The organism is Kribbella sp. NPDC050459, from assembly GCF_040655315.1.
In the GTDB taxonomy this organism is placed as follows: Bacteria; Actinomycetota; Actinomycetes; order Propionibacteriales; family Kribbellaceae; genus Kribbella.
On sequence record NZ_JBFAJQ010000009.1, the window covers coordinates 314,069 to 338,039 of the forward strand.

Consider the following 23,971-nt stretch of genomic DNA (forward strand, 5'->3'; position numbering starts at 1 on the left):
CGCTCCTGTTTCCGTTTCCTCTCCGTGGTCTGATGGGCGAGTGAGGACGTTGGAGGAGACCGCCGCGCTGGTGCGGGCCGGCGTGCTGGATCCGGTGCTGCTGGTCGAGGACGCGTTGACGCGTGCGGCTGCCGTGGCGCACCTGAACGCGATCGTGCACCTCGACGCGGACGGTGCGCGCAAGGCGGCCGCGGCGCACGACCGCACGGGTGCGCTCGCCGGGGTACCCGTGCTGGTGAAGGAGATCGTCGAGGTCGAAGGCCTGCCGTACCGCTGCGGGTCCGCGTCGATGGACGAGGTCGGTCGCCAGGACGCCGACGTCGTACGCCGGTTGCGCGCCGCGGGGGCGATCGTGATCGGCCTCTCGCACACCCATGAGTTCGCGTACGGCTGCACCGGCACGTCGAACCGCGTCGGCCCGTGCCGCAACCCGCACGACCCGTCGCGGATGACCGGCGGCTCCAGTTCGGGCTCAGCAGCCGCGGTGGCGGCCGGGGTCGTCCCGCTGGCGATCGGAACGGACACTGCGGGCTCAGTACGCATCCCGGCCGCGCTGTGTGGAGTCGTCGGCTTCAAACCGACCTACAACACGCTGCCGACCGACCGCGTCTTCCCCCTGTCCCAGACGCTCGACCATGTGGGCGTCCTGACCCGCACTGCCAGAGATGCCAGCTACGCCCTGACTGCCCTGACCGAAACCACGACCCTGGAGCCCAGCGCTCGGCCTCGCCTCGGCATCGTGACGAACGCTGAGTACCTACACCTCGGTCCTGAGGTTCGTAGTGCCTGGCTGGCGGCTGTGGAGAAACTCGACACTGTTGACGTGCAGCTGCCCGACTGGTCCACAAGTTTCTCCACAGCTGCGAATCTGCAAGGCCCGGAAGCGGTTGCCAACCACAAGGACCGGATTCAGGACAGCTACCAGCCAGACGTCCGCCAGCGGCTGCTCGAAGCCGCGCTGGTGCAGCCGGCCGACTACCAGCGAGCCAAAATACAAGCAGCAGCGATCACGGCCGAGCTCGACGCGGTGCTGTCCACGGTGGACGCGGTCATCACCCCGACAGTCCTCACCACAGCCCCGCCACTCGCCACCCCCGACGCCGACGTACGCCGGCAGCTACTGAACAACACCCGCCTGGCGAACCTCACCAGGCACGCGGCCGTCAGCCTGCCGATCCCGGCTGACGGCCTTCCCGTGGGCCTGCAGGTCATTGCTGCGAGCAATGAGCAGGCGGTCGCGGTTGCATGCTGGATCGAAGCTCAGCGGTAGACCCGCAGATCCGCCAGGCTCCACCAGTTACCGGCACTGCCGTTCTGCGTGACCCGGATGTACCGTGCCCGCGTAGGCGGCAACTCGACCGTCGTCAGCTGACTGCTCGACGTACCAGTGGCAACCGTCCGCCAACTGCTCCCGTCGTTGCTGACAGCAACCGTATGACCGTGCGCGTAGTCACCGATGTTCCCGCCGCTGTCCAACGCGACCTGCCGGAACGTCTGTGCCTTCCCCAGGTCCACCTGCACCCACTGATCCGGTGCCTGCGCCGTCTTGCTCTGCCACACGGTCGATCCGTCCGCGTCGATCAGCAGACCGGCATCGGCTCCGTTGACGCTCGCCGACGCGCTCTGCGGCGTCAACTGCTGCGGTGCGTCCGCTGCCGTCCGTCCCCAGGTGAAGGTCGCGATCGACCCGCCGGGCAGTTCGTACTCGAAGGTCTCGTCTCCGAGCGCCACGGCGAACGAGCGCGGATCGTCGTTCTCGTTGTGGACAAGGAGCGCCGTCGTACCGTCCGGGTTGCGGAACGCGGCCGACATCAGCTGCCCGTTCCACCCGGTCGTCCCGTACGACGTGCTTGCGATCCGCACCGCGCCCGGCTGCACGAACTTCGACAGGTGGCCGATCGTGTAGTACTCCGCGTCCGTCGACACCGTGCCGTCCGGCTGCAGCGTCACCAGGCCGGTGCACGTGTCACAGCCGCCGAGGTGCGGGCCGCCGGTCGAGTCGAGGGCGATGTTCCAGTTCACGACCGACTTCGCCCAGTTCCGCGTCGTACCGAGCATCAGCGTGCGGGCATGCCAGGTGAGCGTGCCGCGGAAGATCTGCGGCGGGGTGTCGTTCGGCCCGTGCGAGCCGGAGCACTCGGTGAACCAGATCCCCTTCGACGGGAAGGCTTTGTGCAGGTCGGTCTGCTTGGACGGGTCGCCGGAGTAGCAGTGGTACGCCGTACCCGCGATCCACTTCGCCGCCGAGGTGCGCAGCAGCTTGTACGGGTAGTCGGTCTCCGGGTCCTCACCGGGCGGCGTGGAGGCGATGTCGCCGGGGTGCGTGGTCCAGTTGTGGTCGTAGCCGAGGATCTTGGTCCGCGGGCTGACCTTCTGCAGCAGCGGACCCAGGGCGGTGATCACAGCTGCTTCCTGGCGGACCGGCAGGTCCGTTCCGGGGTACGCGCTCGGCTTGCGGTTCTGCGGCTCGTTCTGGATCGAGAGGAAGTCGACAGGTACGCCGGCCCGCATGTACGCCTGCACGAACTTCACCAGGTAGCGCGCGTACGCGTCGTACACCTTCGGGTCATCCCTGAGACGGCCGCCGACGAGCGAGTCGCCGGTCTTCATCCAGGCCGGCGGACTCCACGGCGTGGCCATCACCTTGAGCTGCGGGTTGAGCTGCTTCGCACGGCGGAGCAGCGGCAGCACCTGCTGCTGGTCGTGGGCGATGCTGAAGTGCCGCAGTCCGAAGTCGGTCCGGCCCGCGGGTACGTCGTCGTACGTGTAGTGCTCGGCCGCCGCGGTGAAGTCGGACGAGCCGACGGGCTGCCGCAGGAAGCTGACGCCGATGCCCTGTCGCGGGTCGAACAGCGACCGCATCGTCTGCTCGCGATCGGCCGGGCTGAGCCGGTACAGCACGTCGGCGGACGAGTCGGTGATCGAGGCACCGAAGCCGTCCATGGTCTGGTACGTCGTGCGCGGGTCGACCGTGATCGTGGTCCGGTCGCTCGCGCCGTCCGATGTGGACCTGAAGGCGACCGGCGCGCGCTCGTGCAGCAGCTCGGCGCGGTCCGGTGTGGTGACCCAGACCTGGACCTGGGTCGTCGGGGGCTGGGCCTGGGCGGGCCCGGTGAGTGACGCCGCCGCGAGAGCAAGGGCGACGCCGAAGACGGGTGTTCTCATCGCGCTCCTCAGGGATGAAACAAACGGCCACAGAAAACGCTCGCCGCCGAGGACTGTCAAGGTCTGGGAGCGTGGGTTTAGAGTGCTGAGCGTGAAACAAGGGGATGTAACAAATGCCGCGTGCTAAAGCGACCGTTCGGGACGTCGCGGCGGCGACCGGGGTGTCGATCGCGACGGTGTCCCGCGTCCTGAACCAGGCCGGCAGCGTGGCACCCGAGACCCGGCAGCTCGTCGAGCAGGCAATCGAGGAGCTCGGCCTGCGCGCGCCCGCACCGCGCGGCGGTACGGCGAAACCGGTCGACGGAGCCGTCTACGTCCGGTGTCCTTACGTGCTCACCGACTACTTCGGGCTGATCGTCTCGTCGATCGCCGAGACGCTGGACCGTCACGGTCGGCAGGTTGTCCTGAACGCCGGCGAGGCCGCGCAACACGAGCGCGTGCTCGGCCAGCTGCCCGCCCAGCGCTCACTCGCCGGCGCGATCCTGATCCTCCCGCCGGAGCCGAGCGACGAACTGGTTCGGCTGAGCACGCGCCGTTTTCCGTTCGTCGTCGTGGACCCGCGGACGGCGCTTCCGCCCGACATCCCGTCCGTGTCCGCTGCCCATCACTCCGGCGCCCGGCAACTCACGACGTACCTGACCGGGCTGGGGCACACCCGGATCGGCGTGATCGCCGGCCCGCGGGAGTGGCTGGCCGCCGATGCCCGGCTCAGCGGTCATTCCGCGGCCCTCGCCGACGCCGGCATCCTGCCCGACCCCTCGCTCATCCGCCACGACCAGCCGACCACGCAGCACGGCTACCGCGCCGCGGGCGAGTTGCTCGACCTCGCCCCCCGCCCGACGGCGCTGGTCGCCTTCAACGACAAGGCCGCCGTCGGAGCGCTCCAAGCCGCTCGCGAGCGCGGCCTGTCAGTGCCCGGCGATGTGTCGATCGCCGGCTTCGACGACCTCGACCTCAGCCGCGCCACGACCCCTCAACTCACCACGGTCCGGCAACCGCTCCAGGAGATGGGCCGAATGGCCGTCAGCCTCCTCATCCGCCTCCTGGACCGCCACGCCCTAGAGGCCCTACACGTGGAACTAGCCACCACCCTTACCCCCCGAGCCTCGACCGCCCCACCACCCGACCTTCGCTGAACCCGGTGTCCAGATGCGGAGTTAGGCGGTGCGCGAAACGGCTCGGTTGTGGCAGGTTTTAGACATGAACCTTCGGATCGGCATCGCCGGGATCGCCATCGAGTCCAGCACGTTCTCGCCACACCGGGCCGGCCTCGCCGACTTCGACGTCCGCCGCGGTGACCGCATCCTGGAGCGGTACGACTTCCTCGGCAAGGACTGGGCGCAGGGGATCGAGTGGGTCCCGTTGCTGCACGCACGCTCCCTGCCCGGCGGAGCGGTCCTGCCGGAGGTGTACGACGACCTGTCCGCCGAGATCATCACGCGCCTCGAGAGTGCCGGTGAGCTGGACGGGTTCTTCTTCGACATCCATGGCGCGATGAGTGTGGTCGGGCGGCAGGACGCGGAGGCCGACCTGGCCACGCGGATCCGGGCTGTGCTCGGCCCTGACGTGCTGGTGTCCGCATCGATGGACCTGCACGGCAACGTGTCCCGCGAGCTCGGTACGGCGGTCGATCTGATCACCTGCTACCGGATGGCGCCGCACGAGGACGCGATGGAGAGCCGCGAACGCGCCCTGCGGAACCTGGTCGAGCGGGTCCGGTCCGGGCTCGGGAAGCCGGGGAAGGCGTGGGTGCAGGTGCCGGTGCTGCTGCCGGGCGAGAAGACCTCGACGCGGCTCGAGCCGGCCAAGTCGATCTACCGGCGCGTCGGCGAGATCGCGGACGAACCCGGTGTTCTGGACGCGGCCGTGTGGGTCGGGTACGCGTGGGCCGATGAGCCGCGGTGCCGGGCCGCCGTGGTCGTCACCGGCGACGACGACGCGCTGATCAGCGAGCGCGCTGCCGAGTTGGCGCGGGCGTACTGGGACGCCCGGGACGGGTTCGAGTTCGTGGCACCCACCGGAACCCTGCACGAATGCGTTGCGGCCGGGCTCGCTTCCACCGCGCGGCCGTTCCTGATCAGCGACTCCGGCGACAACCCGACGGCGGGCGGCGCCGGTGACACGTCGTGGACCCTCGGTGAGCTGCTCACGATCGAGGAACTGACCTCCGGCAAGGCCACCGCGATCCACGCCGGCATCGCCGACGCCGAGGCGGTCGCCGCCTGCGTCGCGGCCGGCGTCGGCAACCCGGTCGAGGTCACCGCCGGCGGCAAGGTCGACTCCGGCCCCGCGGGCCCGGTCGCGCTGTCCGGCACCGTGTTCTCGATCTCCGAGGATCCTGTCGGCGGGACTGTCGCGGTGGTTCAGGTCGGTGGTCTGTACTCGATCCTGACCACCCGCCGCAAGCCCTACCACCACATCGCGGACTTCACCCTCCTGGGCCTCGACCCGGCGACCACCGACCTGGTCATCGTCAAGATCGGCTACCTGGAACCAGAGCTCTACAACCTCGCCGCCGATTGGCTCCTGGCTCTCACCCCCGGCGGCGTCGATCAGGACCTCCTCCGCCTCGGCCACCACGGCGTACTACGCCCGCTGTTCCCCTTCGACCCTGACATGGCAGACCCCGACCTGAAGCCCGAGAGAATCTGACCCACGCGTCCGTGGCGCTGTGCCTGTGGGTGAACGCGAGCGGTAGTTCGCGACCGCCGGCAGTAGCCGGGAAAGTGCACAGTGCCAAGGCGGGCGCGGTGGCCGGACCGCGGGTTTCATTTCTTGCCCTGGGCATCGGTTCGATGTCTTGCTGGCGGTGGGGGGCGGGTGTAGCTTCATAACGCCTCGTGATCGTGGTGCTGGGGGCAGCGCTTACGTGGGTGACGCTGACCGTGACGGAGCGTCGCCCGGGGTGGGGACCCGAGGCCGGCGACGTTCCAGGTGGGGGGACCCATGGGCCGTCGATGTGCGCCGGACGAGGTCCGGCCGACCGGCCGTGCTCCGCCGTGTTCGCGGCGTGCACCCGGCGATCGCGGGCGCGTCCATGCCGCCCCGATCACGCCGTCGATCCGCCGGCCGCCGTTCTGCTGACGGCAGGACGAAGCCGCGTCCGCACGAGTAAGCCTCTCTGCTCCCTATCGCTCCCCGGACACGACCGCAGTACCGCATTTCAGTGCTCAAACAGAAGGGCACACCACCGTGACATCGCGAACAGAGCCGCGGACGCTTCGGCGTTTCCGGCGTCCCCTGATCCTCGCGTCCGGCGTCGCGCTGCTGGCGGCGGCCTTGGTGCCGAACGCCAACGCGAATCTGGCCGGGAGCAGCTTCGAAGGCAACGACGGCAACATGATCGTCAACACCGGCGGAAACACCGACTGGGTGAACGCCCCGAACCGTGTCCGCGGCGACGACCTGACCAGCGGTTCGACCGACAACGCGTTCGGTCAAGGCTCGAAGGAAGACGACCCGAACGTCTCCGTGGTCACCGGTTCGATTCCGCCGCAGAAGAGCGACCTCACACGCTTCTACGTCGCCAGCGAGACCGCAGCCAACGGCAAGGTCTACCTGTACTTGGCGTGGGAGCGGTCGAACGTCCTCGGTTCGGCCAACATGGACTTCGAGATCAACAAACTGGCGCAGCCGAACCTGACCACGACCGGCCAGAAGACGCTCAACCGGAGTGCCGGCGACCTGCTGATCACCTTCGACTTCACCAACGGTGGCGGCAACCCCGTACTCGGCCTGCTCAAGTGGACCACCACAGGCTCTGCAAGCCAGTGCTTCTCGGCGAACTCCCTGCCGTGCTGGGGCCAGCGGGTCGACCTGAGCGCCGCCGGTTTCGCCGAAGGCGCGGTCAACGCCGGCACCATCACCGAACCGATCGCCGGTGGGACTCTCGCCGGACTGGAGTTCGGTGAGGCAGCAATCAACATGACCGATGCCGGAATCTTCCCGGCCGGTCAGTGCACCGCGTTCGGCAGCGCGTTCCTGAAGAGCCGCTCGTCGGCGTCGTTCCCGGCCGAGGTCAAGGACTTCGTCGCACCGCAGCCGGTGAACATCGCGAACTGCGGCAAGATCATCATCCGCAAGGTCACCGAGAACGGCGACGCCTCGTTCGGCTACACCACAACCGGTGGACTCAGCCCCTCGACGTTCAACCTGTCCAACGGTGGCGTGCAGACCTACAGCAGCGCGACCCAGGTCCAGGCCGGCAACTACAGCGTGACCGAGTCGACCCTGCCGACCGGCTGGACGCTGAAGAACCTCGCCTGTACCGCGACCGGTACCGGGACCAGTTACTCGCTCAGTGGTGCGACAACGAACATCACGATGGCGCCTGAGGGCGTGGTCGACTGCACCTACACCAACCACATCAACAGGCAGCCGGCCATCACCACCACGCTGTCGGCAGATACGGTCGTGGTCGGAGGTACAGTGCACGACTCCTCGACCCTCACCGGAGCGACGGCGAACGCCGGTGGAACGGTGACCTACACCGTGTACTCCGACTCCACCTGCTCCACAAGCTTCGCGAACGCGGGGACCAAGACGGTGACCAACGGTGTCGTGCCCGACTCCGACGCGGTCACCTTCAACTCGACCGGTGACTTCTACTGGCGGGCCGCCTACAGCGGGGACTCGAACAACGACCCGGCAACCAGCGTCTGCACCAGTGAGCATCTGGTCGTGACCAAGAAGTCGCCGACCATCGCCACCAGCTTGTCGGCCACAACCGTCGAGGTCGGCGGCAGCGTTCACGACTCGGCGACGCTGAGCAACGCCACGGCGAACGCCGGCGGGACCGTGACCTACACGGTCTACACCGACAACGCTTGCTCGACCGGTGCGCAGAGCGCCGGCACAGTGAACGTGACGAACGGCGTCGTGCCTGACTCCAACGCGATCACGTTCAACACCGCGGGCGACTACTACTGGCAGGCCGTGTACAGCGGCGACGCCAACAACAACGGGGCGACGAGCGTGTGCACCAGTGAGCACCTCGTCGTGACCAAGAAGAGCCCGGCGATCAGCACCGCACCGAACCTGATCCCGAACGACGACGCCACGATCAGCGGCGCCCTCACTCCGACGGGCACGATCACGTTCAAGCTGTTCGCTCCTGCTGACGCGACCTGCGCCGGCGCCGGGGCGTACACGCAGACGGTGACCGTGAACGGCAACGGGACGTACAGCACGACCAACACGTCCTTCGTCGCGAGCACGCTCGGGACCTGGCGCTGGCAGGTCACCTACAGCGGCGACACCAACAACAACCCGGCCACCTCGGCCTGCGGCGTGGAGCGCTTCACTCTCGCCAACGGCTGACAGTCCGATCGGGGCCGGTCGTCACGGCCGGTCCCGATCTACAACTTCCGCAGCATCTGGAGGGCCTCGATCGAGTGGTCGACGAGGTGGTCGGCCGAGTACGGCCGGTCCGCCTCGGGGAGACCGGACCACTCGATCGCCAGGTCCTCGGCGTACGACAGCCAGGCGTGGATCCGGAGGTAATCCTGGGAGGCGGGCTCATCGGCCACATCGGGCGTGCCCAGGTAGGTGAGGACGCGCTTGGTCAGGCCCGCGCGCGTCTCGTCGTACACCTTGACGGCGAAGTCGTCGCCGCCGGCGGCGCCGCGGACGAACGAGATGTACGCCGTCCGCCGGCGGGTGATGAACGCGACGAACTGGACGAGCATCTCGCGCAGCTGCTCCTCGGGGGGCAGCGCGTCGTCCGGCTTCGTGACCCGGAGCAGGCGGCGGCCGGCCGCGGAGATGACCGCGAGGTAGTAGTCGCGCTTGCTCGGGAAGTAGTGGAACAGCAGCCCGCGGGAGATTCCGGCCTCGGCGGCGATCGCGTCGATGGACAGCTCATGGATCGGTTGGTCGCGAAGCATCATCAGGCCGATCTTGACCAGTTGCTTCTTGCGGTCTTCCGCTGACAGCCGGTGATCCATGCTATTGAGCATTGCTTAGAGGCCCGCTACGGTCAAGGCGAGGGAGAGGAGTCTTGATGGGGTTCGAACCTTCGGCCCGGGCTCAAGAGCTGATCACCCGCGTGGAAGCCTTCCTGCGGAGCGAGATCGAGCCGGTCGAGGCGGAGCTGCACCATGCGATCCGCACCGCCGGTGACCCGTGGCAGCCGCAGCCGCTGATCAAGGACCTGCAGGTGAAAGCCCGCGACGCAGGCCTGTGGAACCTGTTCCTCCCGCCCGCGGAACCAGGCAACGAGCAGTACGGCGAAGGCCTCAGCAACCTCGATTACGCCCCGATCGCGGAGCTGACCGGCCGGTCCTTCATCGCGCCGTACATCTTCAACTGCAACGCGCCGGACACCGGGAACATGGAGGTTCTGCTCCGCTACGGCAACGACCAGCAGAAGAAGCGCTGGCTGGAGCCGCTGCTGGACGGCACGATCCGCTCCGCGTTCTGCATGACCGAGCCGGACGTCGCGTCCTCCGACGCCACGAACATGCAGGCCACGGCGGTCGTCGACGGTGACGACGTCGTGCTGAACGGCCGCAAGTGGTGGAGCACCGGCGTCGGTCACCCGGACTGCGAGCTGCTGATCTTCATGGGCCTCACCGCCCCGGACGCGCATCGGTACGAGCGCCACACGATGGTCCTCGTCCCGCGCGACACCCCCGGCGTGAAGGTCGAGCGCCTGCTCCCCGCGATGAGCAGGTACGACGAGCCGCACGGCCACGGCGAGGTGTCCTTCACCGAGGTTCGGGTGCCGGCCGCGAACATCCTGGTCGGACCCGGCCGGGCGTTCGAGATCGCCCAGGGCCGCCTCGGTCCGGGGCGCGTGCACCACTGCATGCGGCTGGTCGGCCTGGCCGAGAAGGCGCTCGAGCTTGCCCTGCAGCGCGGCACCAGCCGGACCGCGTTCGGCAAGCCGCTGGTCAACCTCGGCGGCAACCGTGAGCGGATCGCGGACGCACGGATCGCGATCAACCAGGCACGACTGCTCGTGCTGCAGACGGCGCACCTGCTGGACACGCAGGGGCTCGTCGGGGCGTTGAGTGAGGTCAGCCAGATCAAGGTCGCCGTACCGCGGATGGCGCAGGACGTCATCGACATGGCGATCCAGTTGCACGGCGGCGGTGGGCTGTCCGAGGACTTCCCGCTCGCGGCCGCGTGGACGAGCGCCCGCGCGTTGCGACTGGCCGACGGCCCCGACGAGGTGCATCGTGGGGTGATCGCGAGGATCGAGCTCGCGTCCTATCTCGCGGCAGCTCAGGAGGCCAAGTGAGTCGGGTTCTCGTCACCGGTGCCGCGAGCGGGCTGGGCGCCGCCCTGGTCGCCCGGTTCGTTGCTGACGGCCACCAGGTGCTCGGCACCGACGTGTCGCCGGACGCACCGGGGAGTACGCCGTACCTGAAGCTGGACGTCCGCAGCCCGGAGGACTGGGACGCCGCGGTCGCGTGGTGCGAGGAGAACTGGAGCGGCCTGGACATCCTGGTGAACAACGCCGGTATCGCGACCGGCGGGCGCATCGACGTCGAGACGCTGGACGAATGGGACCGGGTCGTCGACATCAACCTGATGGGCGTGGTCCGCGGCTGCCGCGCGTTCGTGCCGCTGTTCAAACGGCAGCGCGCCGGTCACATCGTGAACACCGCATCGGCGGCCGGCCTCGTCCATCCGCCGATGATGAGCTCGTACAACACGGTCAAGGCCGGCGTCGTCGCGCTCTCCGAGACGTTGTCGCACGAGCTCCATCCGTACGGCGTGACCGTGTCGGTGGTCTGCCCGTCGTTCTTCCGGACGAATCTCGCGGACTCGATCCGCGGTGCGGACAGCGCGATGGGGGCGACCGCGCGGCAGCTGATCGAGAAGTCGCCGCGGTCCGCGGACGACATCGCGGTCGCTGTCATCGACGGGATCAAGAAGCAGCGGTTCCTGATCGTCCCGGACCGGCCGGCACAGCTCGCCTGGCTGACCAAGCGGTTCGCCCGCCCGTTGTACGACCGCCAGATGCGCAGGATCGCCGCGCGTGCGCACGAACGTGCTGAGCACGGGGCGGAGACACGACCGACGGACGGGCGGTGACGGGCGTGCCGGACGGCGCTCGGCCGGTGCGGGACGAGGACGCGTTCGACGTACCCGCCGTCGACGCCTGGCTGCGCGAGCAGACCGCGGTGCCGGACGGGCTGCCCGAGGTGAAGCAGTTCTCCGGCGGGGCCTCGAACCTCACCTATTTGCTGAGCTATCCGGGACACGACCTGATCCTGCGGCGGCCGCCCGCGGGGACCAAGGCGAAGAGCGCGCACGACATGGGCCGCGAGTTCCGGATCCAGCAGAGCCTGAAGCCGGTCTTCCGGTACGTCCCGGAGATGGTTGCCCACTGCAATGACGAGACGGTGATCGGCTCCGAGTTCTACGTGATGGAGCGGGTCGTCGGGACGATCCCCGGGCATCACCAGCTGGGCGTCGACCTCACACCGGCCCAGACCCGGCAGCTGGGGTTCACGTTGATCGACACGCTCGCCGAACTGCACGCCGTCGATCCGGTCGCCGCCGGGCTGGCTGATCTCGGGCGCGGTGCCGGGTACGTCGAACGCCAGGTCAACGGCTGGTCCGAGCGCTACCGCAAGGCGAAGACCTGGAACGTGCCGAGCTACGAGAAGGTGATGGCGTGGCTGGCCGCGCATCAGCCGACCGACGTACGGACCTGCGTCATCCACAACGACTTCCGGCTCGACAACGTCGTCCTGGCACCGGACGATCCGCTGCGCGTGGTCGGCGTACTCGATTGGGAGCTGGCAACGCTGGGGGATCCGTTGATGGATCTCGGCAGCGCGCTCGCGTATTGGGTGCAGGCCGACGACGACTGGGCCTTCCGCCGCTTCAGGCTGCAGCCCTCCGACGTGCCCGGCATGCTGACCCGGGCGGAGATCGTCGAGTACTACGCGAAGCAGTCAGGGCTCACGGCGGACAACTGGGCGTTCTACGAGGTGTTCGGGCTCTTCCGGCTGGCAGTGATAGCGCAGCAGATCTACTACCGCTATCACCACAAGCAGACCCGGAACCCGCGCTTCAAGAACTTCTGGTTGCCCGTGAACCTGCTCGAGCGGCGCTGCCGCAGGATCATCCGGCAGGCGTGAGTGCCCGCCATCTATCTGATCCGGCATGCGCAGGCGTCGTTCGGTGCGCGCGACTACGACAAGCTGTCCGCCCTCGGTGAGCAGCAGGCGGCGCGGCTCGGCGAGACCTTCGCGGGCGTGAAGCCGGCGCTCGTGGTGTCCGGTTCGATGCGCCGGCACCAGCAGACCGCGTCGCTCGCGGGATTCACGGTGGACGTGGATCCGGGGTTCGACGAGTTCGATCACCAGGAGGTGATCGTCGCGCACAAACCGGCGTACCGGCGGCACGCGGTGATGGTCGCGGATCTCGCGCGGACCGGCAATCCGCGGCGAGCGTTCCAAGAGGTGTTCAGCGCCGCGACCCAGCGGTGGATCGACGGCGGCGACGGGTACACCGAGACCTTCCAGGCGTTCTGCGAACGGTCCGAGGCCGCGGTACGACGGACCGCCGAGCGGCTCGGGAAGGGGGAGACGGCGCTCGTCTTCACGTCCGGCGGGCCGATCGCGGCCGTCGTGAGCCGGCTGCTGTCCGGCGGCGACGGGCTGTGGACGAAGCTGAACTCGGTGACGATCAACACCGCGATCACCAAGGTCGTGTCCGGTCGCGGCGGGCTGACCGTGGTGAGCTACAACGAACACGTCCACCTCGGCGCGGACCTGCTCACGTACAGATAGGACACCCGATGCGACGGAACATCCTGATCACCGGCGCCAGCTCCGGCCTCGGTGCGGAGATGGCGCGGCAGTTCGCCGCGAAGGGGCACGACCTCGCGCTGACCGCACGCCGTACCGAACGGCTGGAGGCGCTGCGGACCGAGCTGGCCGAGCGCCATCCACAGATCACAGTGGTTATCCACAGTTTGGATGTGACCGATCACGACCAGGTGTTCAAGGTGTTCCGGGCGATCGACGCCGAGCTGCCGCTCGACCGGGTCGTCGTGAACGCCGGCCTGGGCAAGGGCGCGCCGCTCGGCACCGGCAGGTTCGACGCCAACCGCGACACCGCGCTCACCAACTTCGTCGGCGCGCTCGCGCAGGTCGAGGCGGCGCTCGAGCTGTTCCGCGCGCGCAACGCCGGCCACCTGGTGCTGATCGCGTCGATCTCCGCGCTGCGCGGCTTCCCGAAGACGATCACGACGTACGCCGCGACCAAGGCCGGGCTCGCCTCGCTCGGGGAAGGGCTGCGGCTGGAGCTGATGGGCAAGCCGATCAAGGTCAGCACGATCTATCCCGGGTACATCCGGTCCGAGATGAACGAGCACGTGGAGCGCGCGCCGTTCATCGTCGACACGGAGGTCGGGGTGCGCGCGATGGTCGCCGCGATCGAGGCGGAGAAGGCGAAGGCGTACGTCCCGGCGCGGCCGTGGTGGCCGCTCGCGCAGGTGATGCGGTTCGCGCCGCTGCCGGTGCTGAAGAGGATGATCTGAATGCGCTGGGGCCTGACGGTGCCGCTGACCGGCGTACCGCTGCGGGAGCATCGTTCGTTGATCTCATCGTTGTTCGACCTCGGGTACACGGATCTGTGGTCGGCGGAGGTGGCCGGCGCGGACGCGTTCACGCCGCTCGTGCTCGCGTCCGAGTGGGACTCTTCGTTGCGGCTGGGGACGGCCGTCGTACCGGTGCACACGCGGGGGCCGGCCGCGTTGGCGATGAGCGCGGCGGCGCTGGCGGATCTCGCGCCGGGGCGGTTCGTGCTCGGCATCGGGGCGTCGTCGGAGACGATCGTGACCGGGTGGAACGGGATCGCGTACGACCCGCCGCTGGCGCGGACCCGCGACGTGCTGCGGTTCCTGCGGCAGGCGTTCGCGGGGGAGAAGGTCGACGGGGAGTTCGACAGCTTCACGATCCGGCGGTTCCGGCTGGAGAAGGCGCCGGACGTGCCGCCCGCGATCATGCTCGCCGCTCTCCGGCCGCAGATGCTCCGGCTCGCCGCGCGGGAGGCCGACGGGGCGATCACCAACTGGTTGTCCGCGGACGACGTACGCCGGGTGCGCGCCGAGCTCGGCCCGGACAAGGAACTCGCCGCGCGGATCTTCGTGTGCGTCACCGAGGACGCGGAGATGGCGCGCAACATCGGGCGCTACTTGATCGCGACGTACCTGACCGTGCCCGGGTACGCCGCGTTCCACGACTGGCTGGGCCGCGCCGAGCTGATGAAACCGATGCGCGACGCCTGGTCCGCCGGCGACCGCAACGCCGCGATGGCCGCCGTACCCGTCGAGCTCGTCGACGACCTGATCGTCCACGGCACGCCCGCCCAATGCCGGGCCCACATCAACCGCTACGTCGAGAACGGCCTCGACACCCCCATCATCGCCACACTCCCAACCGGCACCAGCCTCCTCGAAACCGCCCGCTCACTCACCCCGAACTAGCGGTGGCAGCGGGATCAGCTCAACCGGTGCTCTCGCAGCCACATCGTTGCGCGGCGGTTCGAGGCGCGGGACAGCCAGGCGTCCTGGATGATCTCGGTGAGCTCCTGCCGGGACAGTTCACCCAGCTCGCCGGCCCGGACGAGGACCGACGGGTGGCCGTCGAAGTGCGGTGTGGTGAAGAACGGGTTGGAGTCGTCGGACACCAGCGCGAGCTTCTCGGTCTCGGACTCGACCCAGATCATGATCACGTCGTCGTACTTCGTGCCGCTCACCGGATCCACGGCGTCGGGGCGCGGCGTCCGGAAGAACACGAACGACTTCCCGCCGACCTGGTACACGGGCCGGTCGGTCCCGTCGTCGCGCTCCCACTTGGTGACGTGCGGCATCCCGGACGCGATCGCGTGTACGTCGGCCACCCGAGCCTTCACACAGTCGACCTTAGCCAGCCGGGATCCAGATGGTGAAGGTGGAGCCGTCGCCTACCTGGCTCGTGACGGTGATGCGGCCGTGGTGGGCTTCGGCGAGGTGTTTGGTGATGGCGAGGCCGAGGCCGCTGCCTCCGGTGGTGCGGGTGCGGGAGACGTCCGCGCGGTAGAAGCGGTCGAACAGGTGTGGGAGGTGTTCCGCCGCGATGCCGGTGCCGTTGTCACTCACGCTGAGGTTGTAGCCGTTGTCCACAGGCCGTACGCCGACCTGCACTTGGCCGCCGGGCGGGGTGTACCGGATGGCGTTCGAGACCAGGTTGCCGAGAGCCTGACGAATGCGTGCGCCGTCGACAACCGCCGGCGCGGGCCCACGAGCTGTGGACGAGAGGGTGACGGCGGCCTGCTCAGCGGTCGGACGGTGGGCCGAGACGACCTGCTGCACCAACTCCGACAGGTCGCGCTCGGCGGGGTGCAGGCGGAGCATGCCGGCGTCGGCGAGCGCCAGGTCCTGGAGATCGGCGACCAGGTGTTCGAGCAGAGCCGTTTCCTCCAGCAACGAGGTGACGAGCGCATGATCGAGGGGCACCACGCCGTCCTCCGACGCGACCAGGTAGCCCTTGATGTTCGCCAGCGGTGTCCGCAGCTCGTGCGCCACATCGCTGACCATCGCCTTACGCTGGAAATCGTGCCGCTGGATCGCCTCGGCCATGTCGTTGAACGCGTGCCCGAGCCGCGCGACCTCGTCCTTCCCGCTCACCGGCACCCGGGCCGCGTGGTCGCCGTTCCGCATCCGCTGCGCCGCACCGGTCAGCGCCACGATCGGCCGGACCAGCCGGCGCCCCGCGAAGAGCATCACCAGTGCCGCGATCAGCAGCACGCCGAGCGCGGTGGCCGCCGTCCGGAGCAGGCCTTCGCCGGAAAAGACGTCGAACGTGCTCTTCGCCCCGAGGTACAGCTTCGCGGGCGGAGCGACGTACGGCGTGAGCGCCTGGACACGGGCCTGCTGGAGACAGTTGCCGAACGTGTCGCCGGCGAGTTCCTTCACCGCCGGGTCGACGGACTTCAGGCCCTGGAACTCGTTGACCTTGTAGTCGATCCCGGCGGCGTCCAGGCAGGCGGTCGAGCGCCTGACCTCGTCGTCGTTGACGATCTTCGCCTTCGCGCTCGGCGCGGTCAGTCCGGGCGGCATGCACTCGTCGTCCGCGAGCGTGTTGGCCTTCTCCACCCGGACGCCGGCCACGGACTGCGTCGACTCGACCATCACCTGGGGGACGGCCCCGGCGATCCGGTTCACACTCGCCGGCTTGCCCTTGGCGGTGGAGCAGTCCGCCGCCTGCTGCGCGAGCTTGTCACGCTCCTTCAGTTCGTCGTCGGTCAGACCCCATTCCGGGTAGGCGACGAACGGCGGCCCGATCGCGGCGGTTGCGACGAATCCCCCGGTCGCGGCGACGGTCTTCCGCGCGGCGTACACCGTCATCGCGCCACTCAGCTTCCCCAATCCGGAGGTGCGCACGTCGACGGTTGCCGCCGGCACCGACGGCAGGTCCGGCGCGGCGCCGAGCATCCGGGCCGAGTCCGCGATCACCTCGCCGGTCTCACTCGTCACCGCGATCCGCCGGCCGAGCTTGTCGGCCAGGTCGTGCACCAGACGGGCCACACCCGACCAGGTCGGATGATCGGCGGCGTACCGCGTCAGCTCGCCGTAGATCTCGCCGTCGACCTGCAGCTGACCCGTGTTCGCGTCGATCTCGCCCTGGAGCTTCTCCGACGTGCTGTACGTCGCGATCACCGCGGTCGCGATCACGGCGCCGAGCGCGACCGCGAGCGACAGCCCGAGGAACCGCACCAGCACGCTACGACGCATGGCTGACCGCCTTGTCGGCGAGCTTGTAGCCCACGCCGTACACGGTCTTCAGGTACGCCGGGGCGCCCGACGACGGCTCGATCTTCTTCCGCAGGTTCATCACGTGTACGTCGACGGTCCGGTCGAACACGTAGTGGTCGAAGCCGAACGCGTGCTCCAGCAGCTGCTGCCGCGAGAACGCACGCCCCGGCGACGCGGCCAGGCACGCGAGGATCTTGAACTCGGCCGGCGTCAGCTCGACCAGGCGGCCCGCCAGCCGGACCTCGTGGCGAGCCGGATCGATCTCCAGTTCGCCGACCCGGTACACCTCGCCCTCGGCGCGGCTGCGGGTCCGCCGCAGGACCGTGCGGACCCGGGCGACCAGTTCGCGCGGGTTGTACGGCTTGGTCAGGTAGTCGTCCGCGCCGAGATCGAGGCCGAGCAGCAAATCGTCCTCGGTGGAGCGGGCGGTCAGCATGATGATCGGCACGTCGCCGTCTGCCCGGAGGACACGGCAGACGTCCAGGCCGTCGACCTTCGGCATCATCACGTCGAGCACCAGCAGGTCCGGGCTGCGCCGGCGGGCCTCGTCGATCGCCTCCCGGCCGTCGTGTACGACGACGGTCAGGTGCCCTTCCCGCTCGAGGTACCGCCGGATCAGCTCCGCCTGCTTGAGGTCGTCTTCGGCGACCAGGATCCGCGCTGGCATAGTCCTCAATGTCGCCGAAAGACATGAGAATCCGATGAAGATCGGCTGAGAGCATCAGGTGCAAACGGGACCTTCACAGGTTCTTCACCGCCCGGGCGGCACGCTCCACAGCCATGAAGACAACTGCACTCGCCGTGGTGGCGGTCCTGGCGCTGGCCGCCTGCGGGAACGACAAGGCGCCGGTCGCGTCCGACCAGAAGAGCGACAAGAGCCCGCTCGCGGAGTACATGGGCGACGGGTTCGTCAGCTCGTCCGGCGGCGGCGGGTTCAAGATCGCGATGCGGGCCGGCGGCGCGCAGCAGCCGACCGAGGAGGACCTGGCCAAGCAGCGCAAGGTCGAGGACGCGACCGTGACCTGCATGAAGGCGGCGGGCTTCGAGTACGTCGCCGTACCGCCGGAGCAGAACGCGAAGAGCAAGTTCGCTGACGCGTTCAACCTGCCGCCGGACAAGTTCGCCGAGCAGTACGGGTACGGGATCAGCACGATCGACTGGTCGAAGGCCGGGGAGGACGACTCGAACCCGAACACCAAGATCCGCGCCGCGCTGTCGCCCGCCGCGCAGAAGGCCTACGACAAGGCGCTCAACGGCCCGAACGCGAACGGGAACGGCGCCGTCGTGATCCAGGGCGGCAAGGACGGCCCGAGCTCGAGCGGCGAGATGGACCTCGGCTGTCGCGGCAAGGCAGTGAAGCAGGTGTACGGCGACGACTCGAACCGGAACGTCGACTTCAAGAAATTCGACAGCTTGTTCAAGGACATCCAGGCGCTGCAGAAGCGGATCGAGTCCGACCAGCGGGTCGTGGACGCGACCACCGCCTGGACCGACTGTCTGGCCGACGCCGGACACTCGGGATTCAAGAAGGTCGACGACCCGCGCCAGCAGATCCAGCAGAAACTCGACACGCTGACCGGGAACAAGCCGCCGGCGAAGAACGGCCCGGCCAAGGTCAGCGGCCCGCCGTCGTTCGACAAGGTCGACGCGACCAAGCTGGCCGAGCTGCGCAAGTCCGAGATCGACCTCGCGGTGGCGGACCAGAAGTGCAAGGCCAAGGGGTACGAGGACGCGTACAAGAAGGTCCAGTACGAGGCCGAGAAGGAGTTCGTCGACCAGCACAAGTCCGAGCTCGAGGCGTACCGCGACGAGATGGCGAACCGGTGACCGCTTCGCCCAAGTCCCGGCGCCGGGTCCTGGTCAGCGTGGCCAGTGTGGCCGTCGCCTCCCTGGGAATCGGTGTGATGGCGGGCAGCCGGATCAGCTCGCCGGAGGACGCCGCCGCCAAGACCGCGGCCCCGAAGGCCTCCCAGATCACGGTGCCGGTGGCGAAGAAGGCCCTGTCCAGCAAGGTGGTCGGCCGGGGTGACGCGTCGTTCGACGGTGCGGTGAACATCCGGGTCGAGACCAGCGGGATCAAGACGGCGCCGATCGTGACCGGCAAGGTGCCCGCGGTCGGCTCGACGCTTACCGAAGGCAAGGCGCTGCTCGAGATCATTGGGCGGCCGGTGATCGGGCTGGCCGGCGTCCTGCCGATGTACCGGACGCTGTCGCCCGGAAGCAAGGGACCTGACGTGCTGCAGCTGGAGCAGACGCTCGACAGGCTGGGGCTCGACCCCGGGGACGTCGACGACGAGTACGACCTTGACACCTCGGCGGCCGTCGAGCGGCTGTACGAGAACGCGGGATACGACGCCCCGGCGGCGGACGAGCAGTTCACCCAGGCCGTTGACCAGGCGAAAAAGCAGGTCGACGCCGCGAAGAAGCAGCTCCGGCAGGCGCAGTCGCAGCTGAAGGCGGCCAAGGACGCCAAGGCGAAGGACACCTCAGTTCAGCAAGGCGCTGTGGACGACGCCGAAGAGAACCTCGCCGACGCGAAGGACGCGCAGAACGAGGCCGAGTTCAAGGCCGGTACGCCGCTGCCGGTGTCCGAGGTGGTCTACGTGAAGACGCTGCCGCGCCGCGTCGACGACGTGAAGGTCGAGCGCGGCGGGACGGTGAACGGTGTGGTGATGTCGGCCAGCGGTGCGTCGCTGGTCGTCACGGTCAAGGTCGACGCGGAGACCGCGCAGCGGCTGAAGGCGGGGATGGCAGCGACGCTCGATCTCGGCGACAGCGTCTCGGTCGCCGGGAAGGTTCGCCGGGTCACGAAGAACGGCAACCAGTACGACGTGGTGGTCGCGCCGAACACGCTGACCGCCAGCCAGTTGGCGCTGCTGCGGGATGCGAACGTGCGGGTCACGATCCCCGTGAAGAGCACCAGCGGCAAGGTTCTCGCCGTCCCGGTGGCCGCGCTGTCGTCCGGATCGGACGGTGCGTCGCGCGTCGAGGTCCTGCGGAACGGGAAGGTCGAGCTGGTTCCGGTCGCGGTCGGGCTGACCGCGGACGGGTTCGCGCAGGTCACGCCCAAGGGCGACGCGAAGCTGACCGAGGGCGACCAGGTGGTGGTCGGGCGATGAGTACCGCAGTGGCTTTGCCGGCGCCGGTCGTCGAGATGATCGGCGTACGGCGGTTCTTCCCGGGACCTCCCGAGGTACGGGCGATCGCGGGCGTCGATCTGACCATCCGGCAGGGGGAGTACCTGTCGATCGTCGGGCCGTCCGGGTCGGGGAAGTCGACGCTCCTCCACCTGCTCGGCTTGCTGGACAACCCGACGGGCGGGGTCTACCGGCTCGACGGGGTGGACACGATGAGCCTGCGGGAGCGGCGGCGCGCCGTACTGCGTGGGGAGCGGATCGGCTTCGTGTTCCAGTCCTTCCACCTGCTCGACCACCGGACCGTGCTGGAGAACGTGGCGCTGTCGATGGTGTACGTCGGGGTGCCGCGGCGGCAGCGGATGGCGCGCGCCCGGGTCGCACTCGAGCGGGTCGGGCTGTCGCACCGGATGGAGTTCGCCCCGACCACGCTCTCCGGCGGTGAGCGGCAGCGCGTCGCGATCGCGCGGGCGCTGGTCGCCGAACCCAGCCTGCTGCTCGCCGACGAGCCGACCGGCAACCTGGACAGCGCGAACGCGGAGGCGATCCTGCAAGTGTTCGACGAACTGCACGCCGAGGGCATGACGCTGGCCGTCATCACCCACGACGACCACGTCAGCCGCCGGGCCCAGCGCCAGGTGCGCATCGTCGACGGGACCCTCCAGTGGTAACCCAAGCAGGCCCCCCGGACCCGACCGGCGGGCCGTCCACCTCACCCGGCGCCGGCGCGGCGCGGCGGCGCGCACGTCCGCGGGTCGCGCTCGCGCGGCTCATCGGGCGTGCGTCCGGCAGCCGACCTGCCTCGCCGCGCCCCCGGGGAAGATCCCGCCCGGCCGTGCGGGATCTGCTCGACGAGGCCCTAGCGGGTGTCGCCGCCCGGCCCACCCGGCTGATCCTCACCACGCTCGGCACCGTGCTCGGTGTCGCCGCGCTGGTGGGGACGGTCGGGCTCGGGCAGACAGCCGCCGGGCAGATCACGCAGCGGTTCGACCTGGCGGCTGCGACGCGCGTAGTGGTGCAACCCGACGACAAGGGCGGACAGGAAGGGGAAGCGGCGACCCAGCTCCCGTGGGACGCGCCGGACCGGATCGAGCGGCTGAACGGCGTGGAAGCGGTCGGTACCGTCAGCAACCTGGAGATCGGTGACGACCTGGTCCAGAACGTGACCGGCCTGGACGGCGGTACCGGGAAGGCCCTCCAGGTGATGGCCGGATCCTCAGGTCTGTGGGACGCGGTCCGCGCGGTGCTCAAGACCGGCCGGTTCTTCGACGACGGTCACGACCAGCGCGCCGACAAGGTGGTTGTCCTGGGCAAGCACGCGGCGGAGCGGCTCGGCATCAACCGGGTCGACTCGCAGCCGGCAGTGTTCATCGGCGACGAGCCGTACACGGTGATCGGCATCCTCGACTCGGTCAGCGGCCGGGCCGAGCTGAACGACGCGGTGATCATGCCGAACGGTACGGCGCGCCAGGCGTACGACCTCGAGTCGCCGGACGCGGTCGAGATCCGTACGGCGGTCGGCGCCGCGCAACTGATCGCGGAGCAGGCCCCGATCGCGATCGAGCCGAACAACCCGAGCACGCTGACCGTCGACGCTCCGCCGAAGCAGGGCGCCGTACGGAAAGGGGTCGAGTCCGACCTGAACGCGTTGTTCCTGCTGCTCGGCGCGGTCGCGCTGCTCGTCGGAGGGCTGGGCATCGCCAACGTCACGCTGCTGTCGGTGCTGGAGCGGATCTCGGAGATCGGCCTGCGCCGGGCCCTCGGCGCGGCGCGACGACATATCGCCGTTCAGTTCCTGGTGGAGAGTGTGATTGTCGGCTTCCTCGGCGGGCTGCTCGGCACGGCGGTCGGCGTCATCCTGACCGTCGGCGTCTCGTGGGTCCGGGACTGGACGCCGATCCTCGACAACCGGCTGGCGTTCGGTTCACCCCTGCTGGGTGCGTTCATCGGCCTGGTCGCCGGTACCTACCCCGCCTGGAAGGCCTCCGCCATCCAGCCGATCACCGCGCTGCGAGGCACGTGAGTACAGCACCGCGGTGATCGCGAAGCCGGCCACGACCAGCGCGAGCACCAGGTACGACTTCCCGCTGTCGGGCAGGATCGCCGCGCCGAGCGCGGCCGCGGAGACCTGCCCGACGTTGAAGATCATGTCGTACAGCGAGAACACGCGACCGCGGTACTCGTCGTCGACACCCGTCTGGACGAGGGTGTCGACGCTGATCTTGATCCCCTGCGCGCAGATCCCGAACAGGAACCCGCCGATCACCATCGCGGGCTGCGTGTAGAGCCCGATCGGTACGGCGCTCACGACCGCGGCGGCCGCGAACAGCAGCGTGATCCATCGGCGCAGCGCCATCACCCGCGTGCCCCACGGCGTGATGAGCGCGGCGACGAACAGGCCGGCGCCGACCGCACCGGTCGCGATCGCGAGTCCACCGAACGCTTGATCCAGCTGGCCGGCACCGTAGAAGTAGTTCCGGTACAGCAGGATCATCGCGACCGTCAGCAGCCCGAAGAAGAAGCGCAGCGAGCCGATCGCGGCGAGGCCGAGGGCGGCCTGCCGGCGTTCGCGGAGATGCCGGCCGCCGTCCACAAGACCGGCTGCGATGCCGCGGAGTGCTTCCACGATGCCTGGTTCGTCGCCGCTCAGGTCCGGGCCGAGCTGGTCGCGGCGCAGCCGGAGGGCGAGCAGCGCGGCGGCTGTGTAGATGAAGACCGTCAGCCCGAGGACGGCGAGGTCCGAGTCGACCAGCAGTTTCACCCCGGCCCCGATCCCGCCGCCGACCAGGAAGGCCGCCGTACCGGACGTCGGGGTGACCGCGTTCGCCATCACCAGCTCGTCGCGGTCGACGACGTGCGGGAGGCCGGCGGACAGTCCGGAGAGCAGGAAGCGGTTGACGCCGAGCGTGAGCAGGACGGCCAGGTAGAACAACGCGCCTGCGTTACCGGCCGCGACGATCGCGCCGACGCCGATCACGAGCGCGGCGCGGGTCAGATTCGCACCGAACAGGATCTGGCGGCGCGACCACCGGTCCAGGAGTACCCCGGTGAACGGGCCGAGGATCGAGTACGGCAGCAGCGAGACCGCGAACAGCCCGGCGATCGCCGCCGCGTCGGGCGCCCGCTCCGGCGAGAACAGCACGTACGACGCGAGCGCGACCTGGAACACCCCGTCGCCGCACTGCGATGTCAGCCGAACCGCGAACAACCGCCGGAAATCGCGCCGCCGAAGCAACGTCGCCAGATCCCGGATGAACCGCACGCTTGAACTGTAACTAGTCGCTCTGGCGCAGCCGTTCGGCGGCGGTGTCGCCGCGTTTGCCGACCGGCTCGACGCCGCGGGCGCGGCCCAGGCCGAGCAGTGGCATGTTGCCGTAGATCGTCTCGGTGTTTCCGGCCGGTACGACGTACGTCTCGTGCCAGATGCCGACTGCTCCGCCCTGGTACGAGGTGCGGAAGAAGTCGACCCAGGCGGGCCGGTGCGTCCGGCCGGAGTCGTTCGCGAACGCCTGCAGCTTCTCCACCGACTCCCAGTACTGGATCAGCGTGACGCCACGCCACGTCGGCAACGTACGGAACCCGAGCAACCCACTGTCCTCGTCGTTGCTCAGCTCCCGCAGCATCGGCCCCATCGCCCGCGCCACCGGCACCCATTCCCGCACCTTGCGCACCGAGTTCACCCGCATCCCGATCAGGAACACGACCAGCTCCCCGTCGTACGCCGCGGTCTGCCGCCCCTGGATCACGCCGCTCATGTCCGCCCCTCTCACGTCGGTACCGACCAGGCTCGATTCAATCCTCTGTAAAGGCCAGGGGATGGCGCGCCGGAGCTGATGGCAAGGCCGCCGGTGCGGGGTAGCGTCGTGCTGCCGGTGTCACAGTCCGTTGTGTACCGGCTACGATGGCTCCT

21 protein-coding genes are annotated in these 23,971 nt (G+C 69.1%); 14 read left to right on the top strand and 7 right to left on the bottom strand.

All coding sequences use genetic code 11. From position 1 onward, the window contains the following. Positions 1 to 40 precede the first annotated feature (40 nt). Complete coding sequence (locus AB0I12_RS27945) at positions 41 to 1,270, top strand: amidase (protein WP_359934996.1); 1,230 nt, start codon at positions 41 to 43, stop codon at positions 1,268 to 1,270. Here AB0I12_RS27945 and AB0I12_RS27950 read toward each other — a convergent pair. Further along, a complete protein-coding gene (locus AB0I12_RS27950; RefSeq protein WP_359934998.1) occupies positions 1,261 to 3,165 on the bottom strand; it encodes a discoidin domain-containing protein in 1,905 nt (634 codons plus the stop codon). The genes AB0I12_RS27945 and AB0I12_RS27950 overlap by 10 nt on opposite strands. Positions 3,166 to 3,278: 113 nt before the next feature. On the opposite strand from AB0I12_RS27950, the gene AB0I12_RS27955 reads away from it, so the two are divergent. The 3 genes from AB0I12_RS27955 to AB0I12_RS27965 all read left to right on the top strand — a co-directional run bounded on the left by AB0I12_RS27955 (position 3,279) and on the right by AB0I12_RS27965 (position 8,484). Then, entirely contained in the window at positions 3,279 to 4,301 is a 1,023-nt protein-coding gene (locus tag AB0I12_RS27955; protein ID WP_359935000.1) for a LacI family DNA-binding transcriptional regulator, read from the top strand. Between the two features lie 64 nt (positions 4,302 to 4,365). After that, positions 4,366 to 5,817, top strand: coding sequence for a M81 family metallopeptidase (locus AB0I12_RS27960; protein ID WP_359935002.1), 1,452 nt, complete (start codon positions 4,366 to 4,368; stop codon positions 5,815 to 5,817). Between the two features lie 540 nt (positions 5,818 to 6,357). Further along, positions 6,358 to 8,484: a hypothetical protein gene (locus AB0I12_RS27965; protein ID WP_359935004.1), complete on the top strand. Its 2,127-nt coding sequence runs from the start codon at positions 6,358 to 6,360 to the stop codon at positions 8,482 to 8,484. 38 nt (positions 8,485 to 8,522) lie between these two features. Here the strand turns inward: AB0I12_RS27965 and AB0I12_RS27970 are convergent, their stop codons facing one another. Further along, positions 8,523 to 9,110, bottom strand: a complete 588-nt coding sequence (locus tag AB0I12_RS27970) for a TetR/AcrR family transcriptional regulator (protein ID WP_359935006.1) — start codon at positions 9,108 to 9,110, stop codon at positions 8,523 to 8,525. Positions 9,111 to 9,166: 56 nt separating this feature from the next. Between AB0I12_RS27970 and AB0I12_RS27975 the strand changes: the two genes are divergently transcribed. From AB0I12_RS27975 to AB0I12_RS28000, 6 genes are read left to right on the top strand one after another with little or no spacing between them, the layout of a single operon-like run. Continuing rightward, the gene (locus AB0I12_RS27975; protein ID WP_359935008.1) at positions 9,167 to 10,408 is read left to right on the top strand and encodes an acyl-CoA dehydrogenase family protein; all 1,242 of its coding nucleotides are present in this window, start codon (positions 9,167 to 9,169) and stop codon (positions 10,406 to 10,408) included. Next, positions 10,405 to 11,208: an SDR family NAD(P)-dependent oxidoreductase gene (locus AB0I12_RS27980; protein WP_359935010.1), complete on the top strand. Its 804-nt coding sequence runs from the start codon at positions 10,405 to 10,407 to the stop codon at positions 11,206 to 11,208. Before AB0I12_RS27975 ends, AB0I12_RS27980 begins: the two co-directional genes overlap by 4 nt. Continuing rightward, a complete protein-coding gene (locus AB0I12_RS27985; protein ID WP_359935012.1) occupies positions 11,205 to 12,263 on the top strand; it encodes a phosphotransferase family protein in 1,059 nt (352 codons plus the stop codon). Before AB0I12_RS27980 ends, AB0I12_RS27985 begins: the two co-directional genes overlap by 4 nt. Next, the gene (locus AB0I12_RS27990) at positions 12,264 to 12,917 is read left to right on the top strand and encodes a histidine phosphatase family protein (RefSeq protein ID WP_359935014.1); all 654 of its coding nucleotides are present in this window, start codon (positions 12,264 to 12,266) and stop codon (positions 12,915 to 12,917) included. Between the two features lie 8 nt (positions 12,918 to 12,925). Next, positions 12,926 to 13,669 (top strand): SDR family oxidoreductase, encoded by a 744-nt coding sequence (locus tag AB0I12_RS27995; protein ID WP_359935016.1) that lies wholly within the window; start codon positions 12,926 to 12,928, stop codon positions 13,667 to 13,669. Beyond that, positions 13,670 to 14,617: an LLM class F420-dependent oxidoreductase gene (locus AB0I12_RS28000; protein WP_359935018.1), complete on the top strand. Its 948-nt coding sequence runs from the start codon at positions 13,670 to 13,672 to the stop codon at positions 14,615 to 14,617. 14 nt (positions 14,618 to 14,631) lie between these two features. Here the strand turns inward: AB0I12_RS28000 and AB0I12_RS28005 are convergent, their stop codons facing one another. Genes AB0I12_RS28005 through AB0I12_RS28015 form a run of 3 tightly spaced genes read right to left on the bottom strand, consistent with a single transcriptional unit; the run spans position 14,632 to position 17,594 of the window. Beyond that, entirely contained in the window at positions 14,632 to 15,045 is a 414-nt protein-coding gene (locus tag AB0I12_RS28005) for an MmcQ/YjbR family DNA-binding protein (protein ID WP_359935020.1), read from the bottom strand. Between the two features lie 10 nt (positions 15,046 to 15,055). Beyond that, positions 15,056 to 16,906: a HAMP domain-containing sensor histidine kinase gene (locus AB0I12_RS28010; protein ID WP_359935022.1), complete on the bottom strand. Its 1,851-nt coding sequence runs from the start codon at positions 16,904 to 16,906 to the stop codon at positions 15,056 to 15,058. Then, the gene (locus AB0I12_RS28015) at positions 16,896 to 17,594 is read right to left on the bottom strand and encodes a response regulator transcription factor (RefSeq protein WP_355475692.1); all 699 of its coding nucleotides are present in this window, start codon (positions 17,592 to 17,594) and stop codon (positions 16,896 to 16,898) included. Before AB0I12_RS28015 ends, AB0I12_RS28010 begins: the two co-directional genes overlap by 11 nt. Positions 17,595 to 17,707: 113 nt before the next feature. Between AB0I12_RS28015 and AB0I12_RS28020 the strand changes: the two genes are divergently transcribed. The 4 genes from AB0I12_RS28020 (at position 17,708) to AB0I12_RS28035 (ending at position 22,084) form a co-directional block, all read left to right on the top strand. After that, the gene (locus tag AB0I12_RS28020; protein ID WP_359935024.1) at positions 17,708 to 18,754 is read left to right on the top strand and encodes a hypothetical protein; all 1,047 of its coding nucleotides are present in this window, start codon (positions 17,708 to 17,710) and stop codon (positions 18,752 to 18,754) included. Beyond that, positions 18,751 to 20,046 carry a peptidoglycan-binding protein gene (locus AB0I12_RS28025; RefSeq protein ID WP_359935026.1) on the top strand — a complete coding sequence of 432 codons (1,296 nt, stop codon included), beginning with the start codon at positions 18,751 to 18,753 and terminating at the stop codon, positions 20,044 to 20,046. The genes AB0I12_RS28020 and AB0I12_RS28025 overlap by 4 nt, the downstream gene beginning before the upstream one ends. Beyond that, positions 20,043 to 20,732 carry an ABC transporter ATP-binding protein gene (locus AB0I12_RS28030; RefSeq protein ID WP_355693776.1) on the top strand — a complete coding sequence of 230 codons (690 nt, stop codon included), beginning with the start codon at positions 20,043 to 20,045 and terminating at the stop codon, positions 20,730 to 20,732. The genes AB0I12_RS28025 and AB0I12_RS28030 overlap by 4 nt, the downstream gene beginning before the upstream one ends. Positions 20,733 to 20,896: 164 nt before the next feature. Continuing rightward, positions 20,897 to 22,084 carry an ABC transporter permease gene (locus AB0I12_RS28035; RefSeq protein WP_359935028.1) on the top strand — a complete coding sequence of 396 codons (1,188 nt, stop codon included), beginning with the start codon at positions 20,897 to 20,899 and terminating at the stop codon, positions 22,082 to 22,084. Here AB0I12_RS28035 and AB0I12_RS28040 read toward each other — a convergent pair. Next, the gene (locus AB0I12_RS28040; RefSeq protein ID WP_359935030.1) at positions 21,986 to 23,323 is read right to left on the bottom strand and encodes an MFS transporter; all 1,338 of its coding nucleotides are present in this window, start codon (positions 23,321 to 23,323) and stop codon (positions 21,986 to 21,988) included. The genes AB0I12_RS28035 and AB0I12_RS28040 overlap by 99 nt on opposite strands. A gap of 13 nt (positions 23,324 to 23,336) precedes the next feature. Further along, complete coding sequence (locus AB0I12_RS28045) at positions 23,337 to 23,816, bottom strand: DUF4188 domain-containing protein (RefSeq protein WP_359935032.1); 480 nt, start codon at positions 23,814 to 23,816, stop codon at positions 23,337 to 23,339. Positions 23,817 to 23,971: the final 155 nt, after the last annotated feature.

Bases quoted from the DNA above. Each gene is read 5' to 3' on its own strand.
- AB0I12_RS27950 (WP_359934998.1), bottom strand. From the start codon at position 3,165: ATGAGAACACCCGTCTTCGGCGTCGCCCTTGCTCTCGCGGCGGCGTCA.
- AB0I12_RS27955 (WP_359935000.1), top strand. From the start codon at position 3,279: ATGCCGCGTGCTAAAGCGACCGTTCGGGACGTCGCGGCGGCGACCGGG.
- AB0I12_RS27960 (WP_359935002.1), top strand. From the start codon at position 4,366: ATGAACCTTCGGATCGGCATCGCCGGGATCGCCATCGAGTCCAGCACG.
- AB0I12_RS27970 (WP_359935006.1), bottom strand. From the start codon at position 9,110: ATGGATCACCGGCTGTCAGCGGAAGACCGCAAGAAGCAACTGGTCAAG.
- AB0I12_RS27975 (WP_359935008.1), top strand. From the start codon at position 9,167: ATGGGGTTCGAACCTTCGGCCCGGGCTCAAGAGCTGATCACCCGCGTG.
- AB0I12_RS27995 (WP_359935016.1), top strand. From the start codon at position 12,926: ATGCGACGGAACATCCTGATCACCGGCGCCAGCTCCGGCCTCGGTGCG.
- AB0I12_RS28000 (WP_359935018.1), top strand. From the start codon at position 13,670: ATGCGCTGGGGCCTGACGGTGCCGCTGACCGGCGTACCGCTGCGGGAG.
- AB0I12_RS28010 (WP_359935022.1), bottom strand. From the start codon at position 16,906: ATGCGTCGTAGCGTGCTGGTGCGGTTCCTCGGGCTGTCGCTCGCGGTC.
- AB0I12_RS28015 (WP_355475692.1), bottom strand. From the start codon at position 17,594: ATGCCAGCGCGGATCCTGGTCGCCGAAGACGACCTCAAGCAGGCGGAG.
- AB0I12_RS28020 (WP_359935024.1), top strand. From the start codon at position 17,708: ATGAAGACAACTGCACTCGCCGTGGTGGCGGTCCTGGCGCTGGCCGCC.
- AB0I12_RS28030 (WP_355693776.1), top strand. From the start codon at position 20,043: ATGAGTACCGCAGTGGCTTTGCCGGCGCCGGTCGTCGAGATGATCGGC.
- AB0I12_RS28045 (WP_359935032.1), bottom strand. From the start codon at position 23,816: ATGAGCGGCGTGATCCAGGGGCGGCAGACCGCGGCGTACGACGGGGAG.